General features: G+C 46.0%; 16 protein-coding genes. 6 read left to right on the plus strand and 10 right to left on the minus strand.

Annotated features, from left to right (window positions below; genetic code table 11):
• The 6 genes from AC5ZC7_RS23955 to AC5ZC7_RS23980 all read right to left on the minus strand — a co-directional run bounded on the left by AC5ZC7_RS23955 (position 1) and on the right by AC5ZC7_RS23980 (position 7,503).
• Entirely contained in the window at positions 1–1,413 is a 1,413-nt protein-coding gene (locus AC5ZC7_RS23955) for a chorismate-binding protein (RefSeq protein WP_496158504.1), read from the minus strand.
• 359 nt (positions 1,414–1,772) lie between these two features.
• A complete protein-coding gene (gene hisB, locus AC5ZC7_RS23960; protein ID WP_496158503.1) occupies positions 1,773–2,909 on the minus strand; it encodes a bifunctional histidinol-phosphatase/imidazoleglycerol-phosphate dehydratase HisB in 1,137 nt (378 codons plus the stop codon).
• Positions 2,906–3,979, minus strand: a complete 1,074-nt coding sequence (gene hisC / locus AC5ZC7_RS23965; RefSeq protein WP_496158502.1) for a histidinol-phosphate transaminase — start codon at positions 3,977–3,979, stop codon at positions 2,906–2,908. Before hisC ends, hisB begins: the two co-directional genes overlap by 4 nt.
• A 23-nt stretch (positions 3,980–4,002) precedes the next feature.
• Positions 4,003–5,283, minus strand: coding sequence for a histidinol dehydrogenase (gene hisD / locus AC5ZC7_RS23970; protein ID WP_496158501.1), 1,281 nt, complete (start codon positions 5,281–5,283; stop codon positions 4,003–4,005).
• Positions 5,284–5,298: 15 nt separating this feature from the next.
• Entirely contained in the window at positions 5,299–6,153 is an 855-nt protein-coding gene (hisG, locus tag AC5ZC7_RS23975) for an ATP phosphoribosyltransferase (protein ID WP_496158500.1), read from the minus strand.
• Positions 6,154–6,528: 375 nt separating this feature from the next.
• Positions 6,529–7,503, minus strand: coding sequence for a DUF8189 domain-containing protein (locus AC5ZC7_RS23980; RefSeq protein WP_496158499.1), 975 nt, complete (start codon positions 7,501–7,503; stop codon positions 6,529–6,531).
• Between the two features lie 338 nt (positions 7,504–7,841).
• On the opposite strand from AC5ZC7_RS23980, the gene AC5ZC7_RS23985 reads away from it, so the two are divergent.
• The 5 genes from AC5ZC7_RS23985 to AC5ZC7_RS24005 all read left to right on the plus strand — a co-directional run bounded on the left by AC5ZC7_RS23985 (position 7,842) and on the right by AC5ZC7_RS24005 (position 11,713).
• Positions 7,842–8,261, plus strand: a complete 420-nt coding sequence (locus AC5ZC7_RS23985; RefSeq protein WP_496158498.1) for a translesion error-prone DNA polymerase V autoproteolytic subunit — start codon at positions 7,842–7,844, stop codon at positions 8,259–8,261.
• 11 nt (positions 8,262–8,272) lie between these two features.
• Positions 8,273–8,767 (plus strand): hypothetical protein, encoded by a 495-nt coding sequence (locus AC5ZC7_RS23990; RefSeq protein WP_496158497.1) that lies wholly within the window; start codon positions 8,273–8,275, stop codon positions 8,765–8,767.
• 6 nt (positions 8,768–8,773) lie between these two features.
• Positions 8,774–9,529, plus strand: a complete 756-nt coding sequence (locus tag AC5ZC7_RS23995; RefSeq protein WP_496158496.1) for an SOS response-associated peptidase family protein — start codon at positions 8,774–8,776, stop codon at positions 9,527–9,529.
• A gap of 173 nt (positions 9,530–9,702) precedes the next feature.
• The gene (locus tag AC5ZC7_RS24000; protein ID WP_496158495.1) at positions 9,703–10,704 is read left to right on the plus strand and encodes a redoxin domain-containing protein; all 1,002 of its coding nucleotides are present in this window, start codon (positions 9,703–9,705) and stop codon (positions 10,702–10,704) included.
• Between the two features lie 10 nt (positions 10,705–10,714).
• Positions 10,715–11,713 (plus strand): hypothetical protein, encoded by a 999-nt coding sequence (locus AC5ZC7_RS24005; RefSeq protein WP_496158494.1) that lies wholly within the window; start codon positions 10,715–10,717, stop codon positions 11,711–11,713.
• A gap of 74 nt (positions 11,714–11,787) precedes the next feature.
• On the opposite strand, the gene AC5ZC7_RS24010 is transcribed toward AC5ZC7_RS24005, so the two are convergent.
• Genes AC5ZC7_RS24010 through AC5ZC7_RS24025 form a run of 4 tightly spaced genes read right to left on the minus strand, consistent with a single transcriptional unit; the run spans position 11,788 to position 19,217 of the window.
• Positions 11,788–13,125 carry an alkaline phosphatase family protein gene (locus AC5ZC7_RS24010; protein WP_496158493.1) on the minus strand — a complete coding sequence of 446 codons (1,338 nt, stop codon included), beginning with the start codon at positions 13,123–13,125 and terminating at the stop codon, positions 11,788–11,790.
• An 18-nt stretch (positions 13,126–13,143) separates the two neighbouring features.
• Positions 13,144–14,880 carry a RagB/SusD family nutrient uptake outer membrane protein gene (locus AC5ZC7_RS24015; protein ID WP_496158492.1) on the minus strand — a complete coding sequence of 579 codons (1,737 nt, stop codon included), beginning with the start codon at positions 14,878–14,880 and terminating at the stop codon, positions 13,144–13,146.
• A gap of 18 nt (positions 14,881–14,898) precedes the next feature.
• Positions 14,899–18,228 (minus strand): SusC/RagA family TonB-linked outer membrane protein, encoded by a 3,330-nt coding sequence (locus AC5ZC7_RS24020; protein ID WP_496158491.1) that lies wholly within the window; start codon positions 18,226–18,228, stop codon positions 14,899–14,901.
• Positions 18,229–18,245: 17 nt separating this feature from the next.
• Complete coding sequence (locus tag AC5ZC7_RS24025; protein WP_496158490.1) at positions 18,246–19,217, minus strand: FecR domain-containing protein; 972 nt, start codon at positions 19,215–19,217, stop codon at positions 18,246–18,248.
• Positions 19,218–19,418: 201 nt separating this feature from the next.
• On the opposite strand from AC5ZC7_RS24025, the gene AC5ZC7_RS24030 reads away from it, so the two are divergent.
• Positions 19,419–19,985: an RNA polymerase sigma-70 factor gene (locus AC5ZC7_RS24030; protein ID WP_496158489.1), complete on the plus strand. Its 567-nt coding sequence runs from the start codon at positions 19,419–19,421 to the stop codon at positions 19,983–19,985.
• The last annotated feature ends 45 nt before the right edge of the window (positions 19,986–20,030 follow it).

Here is a 20,030-nt window from a genome sequence, read left to right on the forward strand (position 1 = left end):
CTAAATTTTTTGTGCCAGCAGGATGGCTTGTTTTAACGCATTGAGTTTGTTGTTTACTTCTTCGAGTTCGGAAGAAGCGACCGATTTGGCTACTACACCAGCGCCGGCCTGATAGTACAGGGTGTTCATTTTACTGAGCATAGACCGGATCATGATGGCGTGGTTAAAGTTGCCATTGAACCCTACCATACCGATACAGCCACCATAGAAGCCGCGGGCGGTAGGTTCATATTGGTCGATGATTTCCATGGCGCGATACTTAGGCGCACCGGACAGGGTACCTGCCGGGAAAGAAGAAGCCAGGAGGGTAAATGGATTCATTTTCGGATCTACCTTTCCGGTTACTTCACTCACCAGGTGAATCACGTGAGAATAAAAATGTACTTTCCTGTAGGAAGCCACTTCCACTTCAGTAGCATTTCTGCTCAAATCGTTACGGGCAAGGTCTACCAGCATCACATGCTCTGCGTTTTCTTTTGGATCTTCCAGTAGTTTATCGGCGAGTAACCTGTCTTGTACATCATCTCCTGTGCGGCGGAAAGTGCCGGCAATAGGGTGAATGGTGGCTTTGCCATCATTAATCACAATTTGTGCTTCCGGTGAGGAGCCCATTAATTTGTAATCGCCGTAATCGAAGAAGAATAGATAAGGAGAGGGGTTGATGGAGCGGAGGGCGCGGTATACGTTAAATTCATCGCCGGTGAAGGATTGCTGGAAAGCCCTGGAGAGTACTACCTGGAACACATCGCCCCGGAAGCAGTGTTGTTTGCCTTTCTCTACCATCTGCATATATTCCGCATCCGTCATATTGCTTTCTTCTGTTCCGGTAGTGGCAAACGGATACCCGGGGGAATCTTTGTGCCGGATCAGCGACTCTACCAGTTCAAACTCGCTGTCGACTCCTTCTATCTGGTTCTCAATTAAAAAGAGTTCGTCTTTAAAGTGATTGATAGCGATGACATATTGATAGTAGCGGTAACGCATTAACGGAATGGTGTTACCGGGTTGTTGCTTCTTTTTATTAAATTCAATGGTTTCGAAAAACTGAACGGCATCAAAGGTAGTATAGCCGAAGAGGCCTTGTGCTGTTGGCACCGGGTTGCTGCCTGTGAAAGAAAAGTTACCGAGAAACTGCCCCATTTCATCCAGTACCTGTTGTTTATTCTTCAGCTCTTTTCTTTCTACCGGGAGGTTAGGATATTTAAATTCAAAGTGAGAAGTAGAGGTAACTTCAATGCCTCCGATAGGTTTCACACATATATACGAATAGCTGTTATCACTGGCCCGGTAGTCGGTGCTTTCAAGGAGGATAGAACCCGGGAATTTATCGCGCAGCCGCAGATATATTCCTACTGGCGTGTAGATGTCTGCCAGCATTTGTTTGGATCTCGTTTTTACTTGGATGGTACGCATGATGTATTGGGTGAAGTGTTTATTTTATTTTTTAAACAGGAAGGGCTGAAAAAGCGGAAGGCCCGCTGTGTAACAGCGGGCCTTCCAAATATATTTCTAGACGAAACATGGCACTGTAACACAGATCAGGAATTGATTCCGTGCCACCACCAATGTTTGTTTATAGTAATCATATTTTGCATAGCGGAACAAAAATGAAACATTTTTTTGGAAGATGCAAATATTTTTTTGAGCAAAAAGCAAAAAGCGGAAAGCAAAAAGCTATTGAAGCGATTTACAGGCACGGATAAGCAATTAAAATATTCGCTTCCGGCATTCGCTTCAATAGCTTTTTGCTTTCCGCTTTATGCTTTCAGCTCCTATAATACCCCTTTTGTGGAAGGCAGTTGCATATTATATGGATTGCGCTTCACCGCCATTTTTATGGCTTTTGCGAAAGACTTGAAGATGGCTTCTATCTTATGATGCTCATTTTCTCCCTCTGCCTTAATGTTCAGGTTGGCCTTAGCGCCATCTGAGAAGGATTTGAAGAAATGGTAGAACATTTCGGTAGGCATCTCCCCTATCTTCTCCCTTTTAAAGGTAGCATCCCATACCAGCCAGTTACGGCCGCCAAAGTCAATACCCACCTGTGCCAGGCAGTCATCCATCGGCAAATAGAAACCGTATCTTTCAATACCACGTTTATCTGCCAATGCTTTAGCCATGGCTTCCCCCAGGGCAATACCGGTATCTTCTATGGTGTGATGCTCATCGATATGCAGATCACCTTTAGCGGTAATGGTCAGGTCCATCGCACCGTGACGGGCAATCTGGTCGAGCATATGATCAAAGAAGCCCAGTCCGGTGTGGATACTGGCTTTACCAGTGCCGTCCAGGTTCAGTTCAATGCTGATATCTGTTTCGTTTGTTTTTCGTACATGCGTTACTGTTCTTAATCCCAGTTTCAGGAATTCATAGATCCGGTTCCAGTCGGTCGATTCCAGTGCAATCACCGATTGCAGGGCTGCAATATCATCGCTGATTTCCGCATTTCCCAAACCGGCGCCTTCGTTCATCCAGATGGCTTTAGCACCCAGGTTCTTGGCGAGTTGTACATCTGTAATACGATCCCCGATTACGAAAGAGTTAGCCAGGTCGTAGCTACCGTCCAGGTACCTGGTGAGCATACCGGTGCGGGGTTTCCGGGTAGGGGCATTATCTGCCGGGAAAGAGCGGTCAATGAATACTTCGTCAAACTTTATCCCTTCATTTTCGAAAGCCTTTATGATCATCTGCTGTGCAGGCCAGAAGGTGTCTTCCGGGAAAGAGGGGGTTCCCAGCCCGTCCTGGTTGGTCACCATTGCCAGCTCGTAATCCAGTTCAGCGGCAATCCGTGCCATATTGACAAATACTTTCGGATAAAATTCCACTTTATCCAGGCTATCAATCTGGTAGGTAGGTGGCACTTCTTTGATAAGGGTACCATCACGGTCTATAAAGAGTACTCGTTTCATGCAGATACAGGTGTTTCTTTTTTCAGGTTAAAAGATTTCAATACCTCCAGCAGGTGCAGGTTTTCGGCAGGTGTGCCGATGGTAATACGCAGGCAGCCCATACAAAGCTCTACTTTGGAGCGGTCGCGCACCACAATACCCTGTTCGATCAGGTGATTATAGATACCTTTTGCATCGGTGGTTTTCACCAGGATAAAGCTGGCATCGCTGGGATAAATTTCCAGCACTTCCGGCAGCTGTATCAGCGCAGCAGAGAGGAGATCGCGTTCAATCACGATTTCCCGTATCCATTCATTTACCTGTCCTACGTTATCGAGCGCCTGCAACGCCAGTTCACTGGTAGCCTGGCTGATATTATACGGAGGTTTTACCTTGTTGAAGGTGTTAATAATATCTTCACTGGCAAACGCCATCCCGATACGGAGTCCTGCCAATCCCCATGCTTTTGACATGGTTTGCAGCACTACGAGGTTAGGATATTCTGTGAGCTCCTGTATAAATGTTTTCTGACGGGAGAAGTTAATGTAAGCCTCATCTATCACTACAATTCCATTGAAGTTATTCAACAGCAATTCAATATCCGCGCGGTGAATAGAGTTACCGGTAGGATTGTTGGGAGAACAGATGAAAATGAGCTTTGTATTTTCATCGATGGCTTGTTGCAGCGCAGGGATGTCCAGCTGAAAATCAGGCGTAAGGCTTACTTTGCGGATGACCGCATCGTTAATGTGTGCGCTTACTTCGTACATCCCGTAGGTAGGCGGGCAAAGTACTACGTTATCCACACCCGGGTTTACGAAGCAGCGGTAAAGCACGTCGATGGCTTCATCACTACCGTGGCCGATAAAAATATTCTGTGGCGGTACGCCTTTTACATCGGCCAGTTTGTATTTCAGCTTCCATTGCAACGGATCTGGGTAGCGGTTGTAGTTCACCGGCAGTGGTGATCCGAAGTTGTTTTCATTTGCATCCAGGAAGATAGTAGCCTCTCCTTTAAACTCATCTCTGGCAGTAGAATAAGGTACCAGTCTTTTTATGTTTGCCCTTACGAGGGTATCGAGATTAAACATATCAGTGATAATTATCTTGTTATTTAAACGCCGGCATTCTCCAGCTGTTGCAATCTTACGGTAACGGCATTCTTATGTGCTTCCAACCCTTCCGCTGCAGCCATGGCTTCAATGGTAGCGCCAATGTTTTGCAGTCCTTCGGGAGAAATTTGCTGGAAAGTAATTTTCTTCACGAAGCTATCCAGCGATACACCACTATATGCCCTTGCATAGCCATTTGTAGGCAATGTATGGTTAGTACCGGATGCATAATCGCCTGCACTTTCCGGTGTATAATTTCCCATGAAGACGGATCCCGCATCAGTGACTTTATCTGCGATATTTTCTGCGCCGCTGCAGGCCAGGATCAGGTGTTCCGGTGCATAAGCGTTGAGCATATCCATCGCCGTATCCATGTCTTTCACGAGGATCATTTTACTGTTTTCCAGGGCCGCTGTAGCAATGCCTTTGCGGGGCAGTTGTTCCAACTGTGCATTCAGGGCGTTGGTCACATCGGTCAGTACCTTTTCGCTGGTGGTGACCAATACCACCTGGCTATCCGGGCCGTGTTCTGCCTGTGACAGTAAATCGGCTGCCACAAAAGCCGGCACACAAGTATCATCCGCCAGCACCGCCACTTCCGAAGGACCGGCAGGCATATCGATGGCTACGCCGCTTTTATTCACCAGTTGCTTGGCACAGGTTACATACTGATTACCGGGTCCAAATATTTTATACACCTGTGGTACCGTTTCCGTACCGTAAGCCATAGCGCCAATGGCTTGTACCCCACCGATGGTAAATACTTTTTCAATACCTATCAGTTGTGCCGTATATAAAATAGCGGGATGCAAGGAAGGCGTACAGAGTACTATTTCTTTACAACCGGCTATCATAGCGGGTATACCAAGCATCAGTATGGTAGAAAACAGCGGGGCTGAACCACCCGGAATATATAATCCCACCTTTTGGATGGCTACCGGTTTGCGCCAGCATTGTACACCGGGCATGGTTTCAATCACCTGTACTTTCTCCTGCTGCGCGCGATGGAAGGTAGTAATATTTTTTGCTGCCTGCTGAATAGCGGCTTTCAGCGTGGGTTCCAGCGTAGCTTCTGCCTGTGCAAAAGCCGCTGCTGGTACCTGTATATTTTCCAGCGTTACTTTATCAAATTCTGCTGCAAATTTTCTGATGGCCTGGTCGCCATTGGTACGTACTTCCTGCAGGATATCGTTTACTTTTTTCTCCAGGGCAGAAGTATCCATTACAGGGCGTTGCAACAGGGCGCTCCAGGTGCTTTTATCGGGAAATCTGGTTACTTGCATCGTTTACTCCGTTTTTTAGATCACCATTTTTTCGATGGGTACTACCAGGATACCTTGTGCACCGGCAGCTTTGAGGCTTTCGATGATATCCCAGAAATCATTTTCATTCAGTACAGAGTGAACAGAACTCCAGCCTGCTTCTGCCAGTGGCAGTACTGTCGGGCTTTTCATACCAGGCAGTAAACCAATGATTTCATTCAGTTTATCATTAGGTGCATTGAGCAGAATGTATTTATTATTCTTCGCTTTTTTCACCGCCTGAATACGGAATAATAATTTGTCGAGCAGTAGTTGCTGCTCCGGCTTCAGGTTGTGGCAGGCGGCCAATACGGCTTCTGATTTCAACACCGTTTCTACTTCTTTCAATCCATTCATGAACAAGGTAGAGCCGCTGCTCACCAGGTCGCAGATAGCATCTGCGAGGCCAATACCAGGTGCTATTTCCACGGAGCCGCTGATCTCATGAATTTCTGCGGTGATGCCATTGCGTTGCAGGAATTCTTCCACTATCACCGGGTAGCTGGTGGCAATTCTTTTGTGCTGCAAATCTTTCACACCTGTGTAATCCACTGATTTTTCCACGGCCATGGAGAGGCGGCATTTTCCGAAGCCCAGCTTCTGAACGATGTTCACCTGCTTTTGTTTTTCCAGCACTACATTTTCTCCTACAATACCTATATCTGCCACACCATCTTCAATGTATTGAGGAATATCATCATCGCGCAGGAAGAATACTTCCAGCGGGAAGTTAGTTGCTTCTGTTTTCAGTTTGTTTACACCGTTATTGATGTCGATACCGCATTCCTTCAGCAATTTGATGGAATCATCGTGCAGGCGGCCGGATTTCTGGATTGCAATTTTCAATTTCATCCTGGATAATAAATAAAAAAGGGGCTTACCTCTTCGGTAAGCCCCTGTTGATGATTTAATATAGTGATATACACATTATCATCCCAGCCTACCGCGTTGGTAAGAAATGATGGTGATGATGGATATGTATGTTTGTGTTCATAATTCGAGTGCAAAAATAGGAAGTAAAACGAGAAATCAAAGGTTTTTTTTGGATTTGCGCGGAAATTTAAATATAAGCACTTATACATAAGGACTGATATAAATAGGGCGTCCAGCCTGGATTCCACGTTTACCGGACCATATTGACAAATACCATTTTTAACTAAAGAAGCGAAGATGAAAAGCACTGCTTTCCATCTTCGCTTCTTTAGTTAGTAACGTAGGTACACTTCCTTAGTTAGGTACGCTGGTCCATGCAGACCAACCCAAGCCACTCTGCCATGATATTTGTACTAAACCACCTGCTACAGCAGGTGCATAAATATTAAGGGATGTAGTAGACATTGAGGCAACGGTAGGTGTGCCACTGATGAAACCACCTAAACTCTGCCAGCCAGACCAGGAATCTGAACCCGCCACGGTATTATAAAGTTGCGCTAAGGTATTATTTGTACCCTGTGCATATATGTTCAGCGTTAGTGGCGACTTTGATACAACAGTAGGTGCAGATACAATATATCCGCCCAGGTTTGCCCATGGATGCCAGTCTTCTCCCATTACCCATTTTTTGAGTACCAGGTTACTGGAGTCACCTTTAGCGAATACATATACGTTATTCGGTCCCGTAGCTGCTACTGCCGGAGCGGAAGTAATTGTTCCACCCAGATCCTGCCAGTTAGACCAACCGGTGCCGCCTGTGGAATACTTCTGTATGAGCGTATTACTGATGCCACGTGCGAATGTATTGATATTTACACCGTCCCGGCAAACCGCCGCCGGCGCCGATGCAAGTTGTCCGCCCAGATCTACCCAGGTTGACCATCCGGTTGAGTCAGTCCATCTCCTTTCTATCATAGTGTTGGTAGCACTCTTCGCATATACCAACAAGGAGTGTGTGCCAAAGGAAGCGATAGCTGGCTGTGATGTAATGTAACCACCCAGGTTCTCCCAGGCAGACCAGCCTGCGGTGGGTGACCAGGTACGGTGTATGAGTGTATTGCTGGCACTTCTCCCAAACATATCCACTTTGTTGGTATTACTTCTCGAAAAAGCCACCGGCGAGGAGGCCAGCGACAATGAAGAATCTACGCGTACAGTGTCTAATTTAGTGGTGCTTCCAGCAGGGTTGGCACCAATAATAATGCGGTCTCTTTTGCAGGAACAGAGGGCCAATATGCCTCCCAGCAAGGGTAACAAAATTCTCTTCATGGGTACTTGGTTTTAAAGGGTTTTATTTAATAGACAATCAATAAAAACGATATTAGGTGTATAGGGTATTAAAAAAAACAGGGCAAATATAGGTATCCGTTGTACATATTATTATAAAATTACATCTAGATAAGAAGTCGGCGAGTTTCATGGATAAGCCATAAAAAAATCTCACTGCGGCGGTTTCAGCACCCATTTTTCATAGCCTATTGATCTGCTGCCACTTAGTTCTACCGCCATTTTCCCGCCTTGCAAATGATCTGTTAATTGATTTCCAAAGCTAACAAATTTAGCTTTATTTTGCTAATAATATTAGTATTCACAAAACCGATAGTTATATGGAAGCATTGAAAATGAGCGGATTGAATATAACCCTGCCCTTCTTTAACACCAGCATCCCCGCAGGGTTCCCCGCCCCCGCCCTGGATTACCAGGAAGAAGAAATTGATCTTTCCCGCATCCTGCAGCCTAACCCCGCCACCTCCTTTATTATCAGAGTAAAAGGAGATAGTATGGCCGAAGCCAATATCCCTGATGGCTGCATGGCGGTAGTAGACCGCTCTATCCGTCCGGGTACCGGCGATATTGTGGTAGCTGCATTGAACGGAGAGTATACCGTAAAGCGATTAGTGAAAGCTGGTCGTAACTGGGTATTACATCCTGAAAATGCGTTTTATAAACCCATCATCATCACTGAAGATGCCGATTTCCAGGTATGGGGTGTAGTAACGGCCGTGATAGTAGACATGCGTAAATAAATTTCATCGTTATGCACAATCCTTTGGCATTATTGTCGGGCGCGCTGGTAACCGCCCTGTTGGAAAACGGGTTCACATTGTTTGTTCGCCAGAGCTATGCAGCCGGCAGAACAAATACCGATATGCACATCCGGGAGGTATTCCTGATCACGCCTTATAAAGATATCGGCGAAGCCAATATGCACTTTCAGCATATCCGTTTCGACAGCCGGAAATATATTTACCAGGCGCATCATCCGGAAGAGATAGAAAAGCTGTACAAAGCAGCCTCACAGCCTGCCGGCTATAAAGTATATGCTTCCCTGTTACAACAGGAAGTATGGCAACCACCGTTGTATATGGATCCCGCAGTGAGAAAATATATTTCCCGCAAAACCACGTGGCGGCCGGATCGGGAAGAAGCCGTTCAGGCAGAATTATTCCTGCATTATGGCGACCTGTATTTTGCTTTGAAGTATGGAGATGAGGAAATAAAAGTACCTTTATCGGAGATAGACTACGACTAAATCATTATGTGTTACGATATCGCTTTTACTGCCAACATAGAAAGTATTTATAAGTATTTGCCACAACTACAGGCTGCCGGGAACCTGGATATCGACTTTGACAGCACCTGGCATAAGATCGGGATGTCGTACCCGCAATGGCCCGTCATTACACAACACAACGGATTAAAACTGGAGAAGTATACCTGGGGACCTATTCCCAAAATGTTGGATACTGTTGACAAGGTAAAAAGGCAACGGCAATTATTCCTGAATGCCCGTAGCGAAAAAGTACTGGAGAATGGAACGCTGTGGAATGCCATCCGGCATCAACGCTGCCTGGTACCCGCCACCGGCTTCTTTGAATACCGGCAAATCAGCGGCTGGAAGAATAAAGTAGCCTATTACATCAGGTCGAAAGAGCAGGATGTTTTTTTCATTGCCGGGTTATGGGCATTATCCAATTCCTGGGATGTGGATAAACCCTCCCGTATTCCCACTTTTACTTTGCTGACCCGGAATGCCAACCCGTTGATGGCGCAAATCCATAATGGTGGCGACAACGCAGGCAGAATGCCGATGATGCTCACCAACGAGCTGGCCCAGGAATGGATTAAACCATCCCTTACAGATACCGGTATACGTGACATATTACAATATGAATTACCCGCCCATGAACTGGATTGCTGGCCGGTAAACTCTGTTCGCAAAGTAAAACCCGACGATGCGTCTGTTATTGCCCCCGCGGTATATGAAGGGCTGCCTGCCCTCCAGGCATTATAACCCCGTGCGCTGCTAACCCTGCTACTAAAACAAATCAGCCCCCTGTGGCAGGCGATGACCTGAGCCGCCCAATAGCTGTTTACACTGGTAAAACGCAGCTATTTTAAAAGTATTTCCGCCGGCTCTTCACCCTTTATGCATGATGCGTTGTCTAGTAATAAACGCGCACAAATATGATCAAAATAAGGAATAGCGCCTGTTGCGTACTGCTACTGCTCCTGCTGCGACTGCCGGGGCTGGCACAAGGGTTCGAAATCAAGGGCTCCGTTAAAGATGTTAAATATGGCAAGGTAAGATTGCTGGCATTGGAAGATAACAAAATAGTGCTGGGAGAAGCAGTTATCAAAAACCATCAATTTATCGTCAAAGGGAAACTGGACTATCCCCAACCCGTTACCCTCTGTATTAACGGAACAAGCATCCCTGTATTCCTTCAGAATACCCGTTATCAGCTACAAACGGAATATTTCGGTCTGAATGGCAAGCAGCTGAAAGGCGGCAAGCTGAACGACGAATACCAGTACTATGTTCATGACATGACCGACCCTTCCAATCCGAGTCGTACCGCCGAATTCCTGGTTAAATATCCTGATTCCGAAGTAGGCGCGTTCCTGGCGAACTACTGGGGGAAATATCCCTATTCCCGTGTAAAATCCATGCTGGATGCCATGGGCCCTCATGCGCGCAACTCCTGGTATGGCAAACTGGTGGTACAAAGAGAAGATGTGATGTCTAAATCACAGCCTGGCCGTGTAGTACCGGATTTCAAAGCCCTGGGCGTAAATACCGGCGATACCGTTAACTACAACCGCTTCCGTGGCAAAGTACTGATGCTGGATTTCTGGGCTTCCTGGTGTCATCCCTGCCGCCTGGAAATACCACATCTCAAAAAAGTATACCAGGCCTATCATGAAAAAGGGGTGGAAATTCTCAGCATTTCTGTAGACGCTGTAGACGCCGCCTGGAAGAAAGCGTTAGATCAGGAACAAATGCCCTGGACACAGGCACGCGATCCCAAAGGATTTGATGAAAATGGTTTCCGCAAAGTATTTGGATTCGGCTTCGTTCCTTTTGCGGTGATCATCAACGCAGACGGCACCGTATTCAATGTATGGGACCGTACCGGCAAATCGCTGGAACAATTGCTGGATGAAGCATTGGCACAAATCAAATAAAAAAAATTTCATGAAATATACTTTCCTGTTAGGGCTGTTTGGGTGCTGGAGTATCTCCACCACTGCGCAGCAGGTACCACCCACTAAAAGCCTGCCTGATCAGCTGAAGGCAATCCATAAAATTGTGGCCGACGGCACCAGAGACAGTGCTGCTGCCAGCAAAGCGGCGATCCAACTTTTACCACAGCTGGACATCGACAACCCTGCATTAGCTACATTAAGCAACGGCAATGCAAACCGCAGCCTTGATGGCACTTCACAAGTGGGCAGTCTCCAGGCAAAAAATAACGACAACGCTATCAACAGTTACATTGATGGATTCTTTGAAATGCGCCGTCTCGCAGGAGTGGCCAATGCTTTCGATGACGGCGGTGTGATGCGGTTGAAATATGTGTTGTACAATGTACAGAACGACCAGGTAAGATGGGCTTACTATAAACGCATAGCAGCCGAACAAACCGGCCTTAATGATGAAGATGCAACACTGAATGCACTGAATGCAGATCTCGCTGATGTAGTACCGGCACGCCAACGACATAAATACGATTCCCTGTTACAGCACTGGCGTAATGTGCGTCAGGGAGAACGGGTACCTGTTGTTACTTTGTACGATGAGCACGGCGGTCAACTGGTAACCAATGCCCCCAGTGAAAAGGAGTGGATCATCCAGGTGTATACACCATCAGATACTGCCAGCATGCGCATTTACAAGAATTTCTGTGCCCTTGCGCAGCGATTTGCAGGTGACACCAACTTCATTTTTATGGCCATTCACCTGCAACCAGGTACACCAGCTGTTGGTACATTACCACAGTATCATTTGAAGCCAAAGGATATACCGGAATTCCGCCGTTTGTTTGCGATACGTGGCAATACCCAGTGCCTTGCTATACGTAATGGTTACTTCCAGATGGCTTCTATTCCCAACGACATCCCGGAAGAGATGTTGACGATGCTGATAAAGTACAACTCAAACCTCCACTACCCATTAACGAAACACGAAGAATAACTTCCGCCTTCTATAAACAAAAGAGGGGTGGTGTCCGTAACGGATACCATCCCCTTTTTTTTGCAGTGAACTTACTACTTCGCCAGCACGTCTGCCGGTGCTTTACCATCTGTATTATCCAGTGATACACCCAGCAATTGCGCTACCACCGGCGCTACATCTGTTACATTCATTTCTTTCACATGACCGCCCTTATTGATCCCCGCACCAAAGGCCACGAAGCCGGTTTGTATCTCCTTAAAATCCGGGTAATAACCATGGGTACCTCCTTTGGCAGGTTTCACCAGTTCCCCGGTAACAGCGCCGCCAATAGTTACACCTGGTGCAGCAGCCAGTGCCAACGCTGCATGTGGATCAGCACCTATGGTTTTCAATTGTGTGTGGTTGATTACCTTAAATAATTCCTGCTGTGTTGCGGGCAACGCCTTTAAAATAGCCTGTACTTTGTTGCTGGTAGTCACATCATTCTCCTCTTTCAAATGCAGGAAAGCAGCGCCTCCGGAAGCCAGGAACTGCGCTTTCCAGTCGCCGGCAGCAGCATTATTCAATAACCCGTTTTTAGCCAGTAAAGTATTGGGAGAAAAAGTCTTGCTGATGTCTACAAAACCATGATCACCGGTGATAATAATCGCGGTACTATCGTATATCCCTGCCCGTTTGAGTGCCTCCATAATAGTTCCCAATGCCCGGTCAGCTCCTGCTATTGCCCTTCTTACCAGTAACCCATCGCGGCCTTGTTCATGTTCATAATGATCGGTACAAGCCAGGTGTAATGTAGTAAATGCGGGCTTATAGGTAGTGATCAGGTAAGCCGACATACGCGCCACATTTTCATCAAAGATCATTTCTTCCCCTTCCATGCTGAAGTCTCTTACGCCCAGTTTACCGGTGGCATTGTCCTGTACTTCCTGCCACAAACCAACAGGCGTACACAATGTAGCCATAATCTCCCGGCGGTCTTTTTTACCAGGTGTCCACACATCCGGAATATTGTAGTCGATGGGAGCTCCTACCGTCACCGGCCAAATCACATTGGCAGACTTTTTCCCTGCCCGGTGTACCGCATCGTATAAAGTAGGTACGCGGATACTGTCGTAATAGAAATACCACTTGCCACTAGCACCTTTCGCCTCAAATGGTGCATTGTAGTATACGCCGTGTTTTGCCGGTGTTACACCGGTAACCAGGGAAGTATGATTGGGGTAGGTAACGGTGGGGAATACACTGTTTACACCATCCGCATAAGCGCCCTGCTCCTTCATCATCCGCAGGTTCACCATTCCCCAGGAAGGATCGGTATAAAATTCCGGACGGAAACCATCTATCGTAATCAACACTACATGTTGGGCTGGTTGGGCAAAAGATGCCAGGCCCATTAGCAACAGCAGCGCCATTCCTGTTATTTTCTTCATATGATGATGCTTAAAGTATTAGTTCCAAAATGGGTTTTGTTTCAATGCCGGGTTCAGCGACAAATCATTATAAGGAATCGGATACAGGTATTTATAATCTTCCCATGTTCTTACAATATTCCCCAGCCAGATCAGGTTGCCGCTGGTACCTGCCGACAGTTTTGTCTGATCTCCATCTATGAGGAAATAATACACGCCGGGGACCTTGGTGGCCGGCACTTTTTTCACGAACGATACATCTGGTTTTCCATCTTCATTCAAATCCATTAACACATCCATGGCTGGTACATACAGGCCTACATAAGGGTTGGTCAGCAAAGTACCCAGGCCCCAACGCATCAGGTCATAAAAGCGGAAGCCTTCCATAATCAGCTCAATGGCCCTCTCACGGCGAATTTCCAGTAATATGGGCACCTTCAGATTGCCATAGAATTTGCTGGCGAGATAGGGATCAACCGTTGCAGGCATATCCGTATTTTTTAAACCGGCCCGCTGCCTGAGTGGCTTAATGGTAGCATTCCAATCATCTGTTGATAACCCGTTATTCAGTTCCGCTTTAGCCTCTGCCTTGTTTAACAATACTTCTGCATACCGGATAATGGGAATAGAATTATTATTTTCTGCCACGCCATCCGTAGCTTTTGAGTCCAGTGTAAATTTCACGGGCTGATAACCAGTATAGGTATACGTAAAATCAGGTGCGGCAATTTGCCCTTCCCGGCTGTAATTGCCCATACGGATCGTTTGCTGCAACCGCAAATCCCGGTTCTTTACTTCTTCATTAAAAGACAGGTTATCAAAACCTGGTTTGTCTGTAAAGCGGCTGCCATCAATATTCAGGTAAGTATCTGCAAATGTTTTCACGAGGCTGATACGATTACCATATGTAGCGCTCGTAAAATACCAGTTGGCGTCATTGAATACGCGCATACTTTTATTACATACATAAGCCAATATTACCTCGTTGGTAGCAGGCGTTTCATTAATAAACAGGTTGCGGTAATTCATAGTTGGATCACCAGCAGTATTGAGTGTATATTGCCCGCTCTTAATCACCTCGTCGGCAGCATCCAGCGAGGCTTGCAGCCATTTCGTTTCGGCAGGTTGACTGGTAGTGGAATGATACCGGAGGAAAGTGCCTTCAAACAGGCATACCCTCGACTTATAAGCCAGTGCTACCCATTTGGTGATTTGTGAACTTGTAACATCTTTTTTTGCGCGGATATTGGCGCAGGCAAAATCAAGATCTGCCAGTACGCTGTCCATCACCGTTGCGCGTGGATCACGGCCTTTATACAAAGCAGGATCATTAATATCCAGGGCTTTCCCATACCAGGGTACATCACCGAAGCGTTTCACTTTTTCAAAATAGAACATCGCCCGGAAAAATCTGGCGATACCGGCATAGTGATTTTTAGCTTCGTCTGAAATTTTTGCCTGGCTATAATGTTCCAGGAAATAGTTGATATTCCGCAGATCCGTCCAGGTCCATCCACTGGACTGGGTGGCCGAGTAACCACCTTTTATCAGAAAATTACTCACATCTTTCCCCGCCATCACATCACTCATCACATCTCCCCTGATAATACTATTCCCATCAGGTAATATTTTATAGAAAGAATTAGCATACAGCTGCAAGTCGGACTCTGTATTAAAGGCATTATCAGGACTCAGTTTATCAAATGGCTTCAGATTCAGGTCTCTCTTACAGGCAACTATTGCCAACATCAACAAGAAATAAACACGCTTTTTCATCTTAATAAGCATTAAACATTAAAAAGTTACACTCAAACCAACGGTATATGTTTTCAGCATCGGATAAGACATCCCGTTACCGGCACCAATACCGCCTGCATTGTTATTCAGTTCCGGATCAGATCCCTCAATCACTTCAGGGTCCAGTGTTTTCATGATCTTATACATAGGCGACCATGTCCACAGATTTTGACCTGTAAAGAACACCCGTGCATTTTTCATTTTCACTTTTGATAACCAGGCCTGTGGCAGGTTGTATCCTATGGTCAGGTTTTTCAAACGGATATAAGCTACGTTCTGCACATATTTGGATTGCTGTACGGTAAGTTCGGCATTGGAATTAAGCGCTGTGTAGCCCCTGAAGCGCGGGAAATACGCATCGCGGTTGGTTTCTGACCAGCGTTTATCCATAATATCTTCCGGCATCCAGCTATAAGGGCGGTTGTATTGTCCCCAGAAAAGCGAAGCATCTGTGCCCGGCCACCAGTTCCGCTTCCCAATACCCTGGAAGAAGATATCGAAGAAGAAATTATTCCAGTTGGCACTACCCGTGATACCAAAAGCATAGCGAGGTTCTGTATTGCCAATAATCGCCTGGTCACCTGGTTTCTCTACTGTACCTTCTCCCTGGTCTATTTTACCGTTGCCATCCAGGTCTTTGAAGCGGATGTCACCAGGCAGTAGCAGGTTAGCATTAGATACTTTGATAAAAGACTGGTCGGCTGTACGCTTGTCAACTTCATCCTGGCTCTGGAAATAGCCGTCATTCACAAAGCCCCACATATCACCTACCCGCATACCTTTGTAGTAAGTATTAATAAGACCTCTGGGGTTATTGAAGCGGGTAATATAGGATTGGTAGTCAGATAACACTGCGCCAAAGGCATAGTTAAAAGGTTTGTTGCGCACGTTAAACTGGTCGCTCCAGTTCACGGATAATTCCCAACCTTTGGTTTGCAGATCTGCATAATTCCCTTTGGGTACTGTAGTCCCAAACACTGCGGGTACAGGCAACCCGGTGGTAAACATATTAGTGGTGTTACGGGTATATTTATCAAAACTCACCTTCAGGCGATTTTTCAGGAAAGCCACATCTATACCACCATTTAAGGTAGTAGCCTTTTCCCAGGTAAGGCCATCAGGAATTACGTTGGGTTGTTGGGTATAGTCCGGCAACACGCCATTGATAGACATTTGTAGCTTGCTTACCGACATCATTTGCAGGAACTGGTAAGGACTTACATTCCCATTTCCCAATGCGCCATAAGAAGCTCTCAATTTTAAATCACTGATGAAACTATTGGATACGTTCCAAAACTTCTCCTTTGACACGCGCCAGCCGGCAGAGGCAGATGGGAAGAACCCAAATTGCTGCGACTGCGGAAACTTGGAGGATCCATCATACCGGCCATTTACTTCCAGCAGATAACGTTCATCATAGTTGTAATTGAGGCGGAAGAAGCCACCCATGGTTCTCCATTCATAGCCACCACCCGTAAGTATATAATTCAATCCATTCATGAGGGAGAAATCCGGCATACTGCTATTAATCATACCATCATGCTGGTAATATCTCGACTTGAACAAGGTATTTTCATAGTTATATCCTACTAATATTTTAAACGTATTTTTCGCCACACGTTGTTCATAGTCGGCGTAGAAGTTCATACCGGTATAGGTAGTGCGATCGTTTTGCTCATTCATTTTACTTTCTCCCCGCAACAGCGTCTGTCCGGGGGCTTTGCTATAGGGTACCGGTGTATATAAACGGGTTTCTACACTGGAAGTATAAGCATAAGTGAAGTCGCCGTTTACATGCAGTTTGTCGTGCAAAAACGAGGTAATGAAACGGGAAGTATTTCTCAGCAGTAACTGTGTTTGATCTGAATAGTTGTTACCTGTTAAGAAACTACCAAATACAATAGCGGCATTTTCGGTGAGTGAGCCATCCGGATTTTTAAGCATGGCCACCGGGAAAGCTTCATCAGAAATTCTTCTCCACACGGGTGTATTGCTGGGATGATTCAGGATAGGAAAGAAATATGTGCGTTGGGAGAAGTCGAAGTTATTCTCCAGTTTCAACCAGTCAAACGGCCTTACAGCTCCTTTTGCACGCACATTGTACATTTTGAATTTATCAGGATTGTAGCGAAAAATACCATTCTGCGACATATATCTGCCAGAGAGATAATATTCGGATTTGGCATTACTACCGGAAGCGGATAATGTTTGTTCGGTAGATGGATTCCTGTCGGCGTATAATTCCTGGAACCAATCCGTGTTGCCATAGTATACATAGTTGCCGGTAGTGGGATCGATGACTGTCTTAGGCAGTGATGGGTCATCATTACGATGCTTCAGCTCATCCAGGTAATCCAGCGAAAAAGGGAATACACTGTTAGCCTTTGCGGGGTGTGATTTATAATCGTTCCAGGCGTAATACGCTTCATCAAAATTCTTCGCCCATTCATAACCGTTTGTTACAAACCGGGGTTTGATAGTGCGATCGTTCAGCGAATAGTTACTGGAATAAGTAAGTTGTGTGCCGTTCTTCGCCGGGTTCTTTGTGGTGATCAACACTACACCAAAGCTACCGCGGGCGCCGTAAATGGCGGCGGAGGCGGCATCTTTCAATACAGATACGCTTTCAATGTCGTTAGGGTTGAGCAAATTGGGATCGCCGGGAACACCGTCTATCAGCACCAGGGCGCTACCGCCGGCACCAATAGAAGTGGTACCCCTTACATTGTAAGTGGCACCACGGATAGGCTTTCCATCGGTCATACGAATATTCAGGTTAGGCAGCACTCCCTGCAATCCACGGGTAGCGCTGGTCATTGGCCTGTTTTCAAATACTTCTTTACCTACCTGGTCTACTGCACCAGTCAGGTTTACTTTCTTTTGGGTACCATAACCCACCACCACTATTTCGCTCAGCGCAGAAGAGGATTCTTTCAGCACTACATAAATAGATTGTTCTTTTTGTGGGTCCAGGCTATTTTTAGTAATGGTTTGCGTGATATAACCCACATAGGCCACGGTGAATACAAATGGCCCTTGCTGACGGGTATTATCAAAAGTAAAGATGCCTTTGCTATCGGTCACCGCAAAGCTTTTCAGGCTGTCCGGGCCGCTTTTCAACTGTATGGAAGCGCCTGGAATGGGTTGTCCTTTCTCATCTTCAATTAAACCTTTAATCCATGTTTTCTTTTGTGCCTGTGCAGGCAACAGATGGATAAAAACCATCAGTAACAGCAGGCCCAAAAATTTACAACTGGTGTGAAACGTTGACTGCCGTTGAGGAAGGGACAAAGCTCCGCCCTTCGCTAGCAGGTAGCGATGTGTCATAATGCGCAAATATTTAGTTAGTTATTTTTTTCTATACGGTACCCGGTACGTGTTGATATTATTTTTAAATCGTGTAGCATCGCCATCCGATGCAACACCTGCGACAGTGAATCTGTATCCCTGATAACGCCGGAAAAAGCAATATCATCGAAAGCGACTTTATTGCGGGTAATGCTTACATGATATTTCCCGGCAATAGTATCCAATACGGCTGATAATGGCACCTGGTCGAAAGTAGCAGCTACCCCACGCAGCGATCCATACGCCATTACCGGTGATGCAGGTATCGTTTTAGCAGCAGGCGCCAGCAGGTTAGCGGTTCCGGTAACAGCATTATATACCAACTGTTGCCCGGGTACCAGGTAACGTGTTTGATCATGTGCTTTCACCATTACTTTACCCGTATGCAATACTACTTTTACTTCCTGGCGAACAGTGGCGATAGTAAAAGATGTGCCCAATGCTGTAGTAGCTACCCCGTGGGTCAACACCGTGAATGGCAGTGGTGCATTTTTAGTGACATTAAAAAAGCCTTTCCCTTCCAATTGTATCAACCTGCTTTTTGCCCCGAATGGTGTAGCATAACGGATAGTAGCATCTTTAAACAACACTACTTCCGAGCCATCGGGCAAGCTCAGGGTTTTCGGCTGTTGGGAGGTATTATGTACCACCATACTATCTGTATTGGCCACTATTGCCCGGGCCAGCGTTTTTCGTACAGGCAATGGCGTTGCTTTAAACAGCCAGAGGGCTCCTGCCGATAATAGTACGGCTGCCGCCACGGCCCAGCGCAACAACACCACTGCAGACTTCCCTTGTATGTTCCGCTTAATTACACTATACATCTCTTTTCTTTCCGCAGCCGTAAATGCCGGAGCTTCCTCGTCCTGTTGTTGTTCATACCAATGGTTATACTCCGCCAACTCCGCTGCTGTGGCCGTTCCGTTAAGATATTGTTCCAGTAAATATTGCAGGCGCGAAGGCGTCATTGGTAAATGTGTTTGCTATACTTATCACATCAATGCGCATTTACCCCCACTCTGTTTTCACTAAAAAAATGGAATTCATATTTAGTTAACATTGGAAAAGTTGTTTACTATAAATTAACATACAAAGCTTGCCGCAGTAAATATCTTTGCCCGCAAAACCATATTCTTATCTACTCCGGCACTCACCATACATCTGATTACTTGTGGCAACAAGCCAGAAAGGGCAATACAAAAGCATTTGAGCAATTGTATGACGCTACTGTTATAACCCTTAGCAACCACGCTTATCGTATACTAAAAGACAGGGAACAGGTAAAGGATATTATACAGGATGTATTTACCAGTTTATACCTCCGGAGAGAAGAAATAGCAGCGGACGTAAATATCAACGGATACCTGAACAATGCAGTAAAATATAAAGTCTCCAACTTGTTACGGAATAAACTACTGCAGGAAAATCATCACCAGGTATTGATCAGGCAGGCCTATCAGCAGGAAGTAGTGCAACCCGTACAACTGGAGCAGTCGGAATTAAAAAATCAGATTGCCCGAAGTATTAATACGTTGCCGCAGAAATGCAGGGAAGTATTTATGCTCAGCTACTATGGCAATATGGGTTATAAAGCCATTGCACAGGAAATGGGCATCTCCGTAAAAACAGTGGAAAAGCATATGAGTAAGGCCTTACAGGTGTTACGCAGGGAATTAAAAACGGTACATCCACTTGGCCTTGTATTGATGGCGATGTCTGTTTATACGGGCAGCTGACACCAGATGCAGCCAGTTCAGGATAGAACAGATGTAAAAAAAGCC

Source organism: Chitinophaga sp. 9-1-y (assembly GCF_059511905.2).

What these genes read in the sequence shown, in the direction of transcription:
- AC5ZC7_RS23980 (WP_496158499.1), bottom strand. Translation starts at nt 7,503, where the DNA reads ATGAAGAGAATTTTGTTACCCTTGCTGGGAGGCATATTGGCCCTCTGT.
- AC5ZC7_RS23985 (WP_496158498.1), top strand. Translation starts at nt 7,842, where the DNA reads ATGGAAGCATTGAAAATGAGCGGATTGAATATAACCCTGCCCTTCTTT.
- AC5ZC7_RS24005 (WP_496158494.1), top strand. Translation starts at nt 10,715, where the DNA reads ATGAAATATACTTTCCTGTTAGGGCTGTTTGGGTGCTGGAGTATCTCC.
- AC5ZC7_RS23995 (WP_496158496.1), top strand. Translation starts at nt 8,774, where the DNA reads ATGTGTTACGATATCGCTTTTACTGCCAACATAGAAAGTATTTATAAG.
- hisB (WP_496158503.1), bottom strand. Translation starts at nt 2,909, where the DNA reads ATGAAACGAGTACTCTTTATAGACCGTGATGGTACCCTTATCAAAGAA.
- AC5ZC7_RS23990 (WP_496158497.1), top strand. Translation starts at nt 8,273, where the DNA reads ATGCACAATCCTTTGGCATTATTGTCGGGCGCGCTGGTAACCGCCCTG.
- hisC (WP_496158502.1), bottom strand. Translation starts at nt 3,979, where the DNA reads ATGTTTAATCTCGATACCCTCGTAAGGGCAAACATAAAAAGACTGGTA.
- AC5ZC7_RS24000 (WP_496158495.1), top strand. Translation starts at nt 9,703, where the DNA reads ATGATCAAAATAAGGAATAGCGCCTGTTGCGTACTGCTACTGCTCCTG.
- AC5ZC7_RS24015 (WP_496158492.1), bottom strand. Translation starts at nt 14,880, where the DNA reads ATGAAAAAGCGTGTTTATTTCTTGTTGATGTTGGCAATAGTTGCCTGT.
- hisD (WP_496158501.1), bottom strand. Translation starts at nt 5,283, where the DNA reads ATGCAAGTAACCAGATTTCCCGATAAAAGCACCTGGAGCGCCCTGTTG.
- AC5ZC7_RS24025 (WP_496158490.1), bottom strand. Translation starts at nt 19,217, where the DNA reads ATGACGCCTTCGCGCCTGCAATATTTACTGGAACAATATCTTAACGGA.
- AC5ZC7_RS24020 (WP_496158491.1), bottom strand. Translation starts at nt 18,228, where the DNA reads ATGACACATCGCTACCTGCTAGCGAAGGGCGGAGCTTTGTCCCTTCCT.
- AC5ZC7_RS23955 (WP_496158504.1), bottom strand. Translation starts at nt 1,413, where the DNA reads ATGCGTACCATCCAAGTAAAAACGAGATCCAAACAAATGCTGGCAGAC.
- AC5ZC7_RS24010 (WP_496158493.1), bottom strand. Translation starts at nt 13,125, where the DNA reads ATGAAGAAAATAACAGGAATGGCGCTGCTGTTGCTAATGGGCCTGGCA.
- hisG (WP_496158500.1), bottom strand. Translation starts at nt 6,153, where the DNA reads ATGAAATTGAAAATTGCAATCCAGAAATCCGGCCGCCTGCACGATGAT.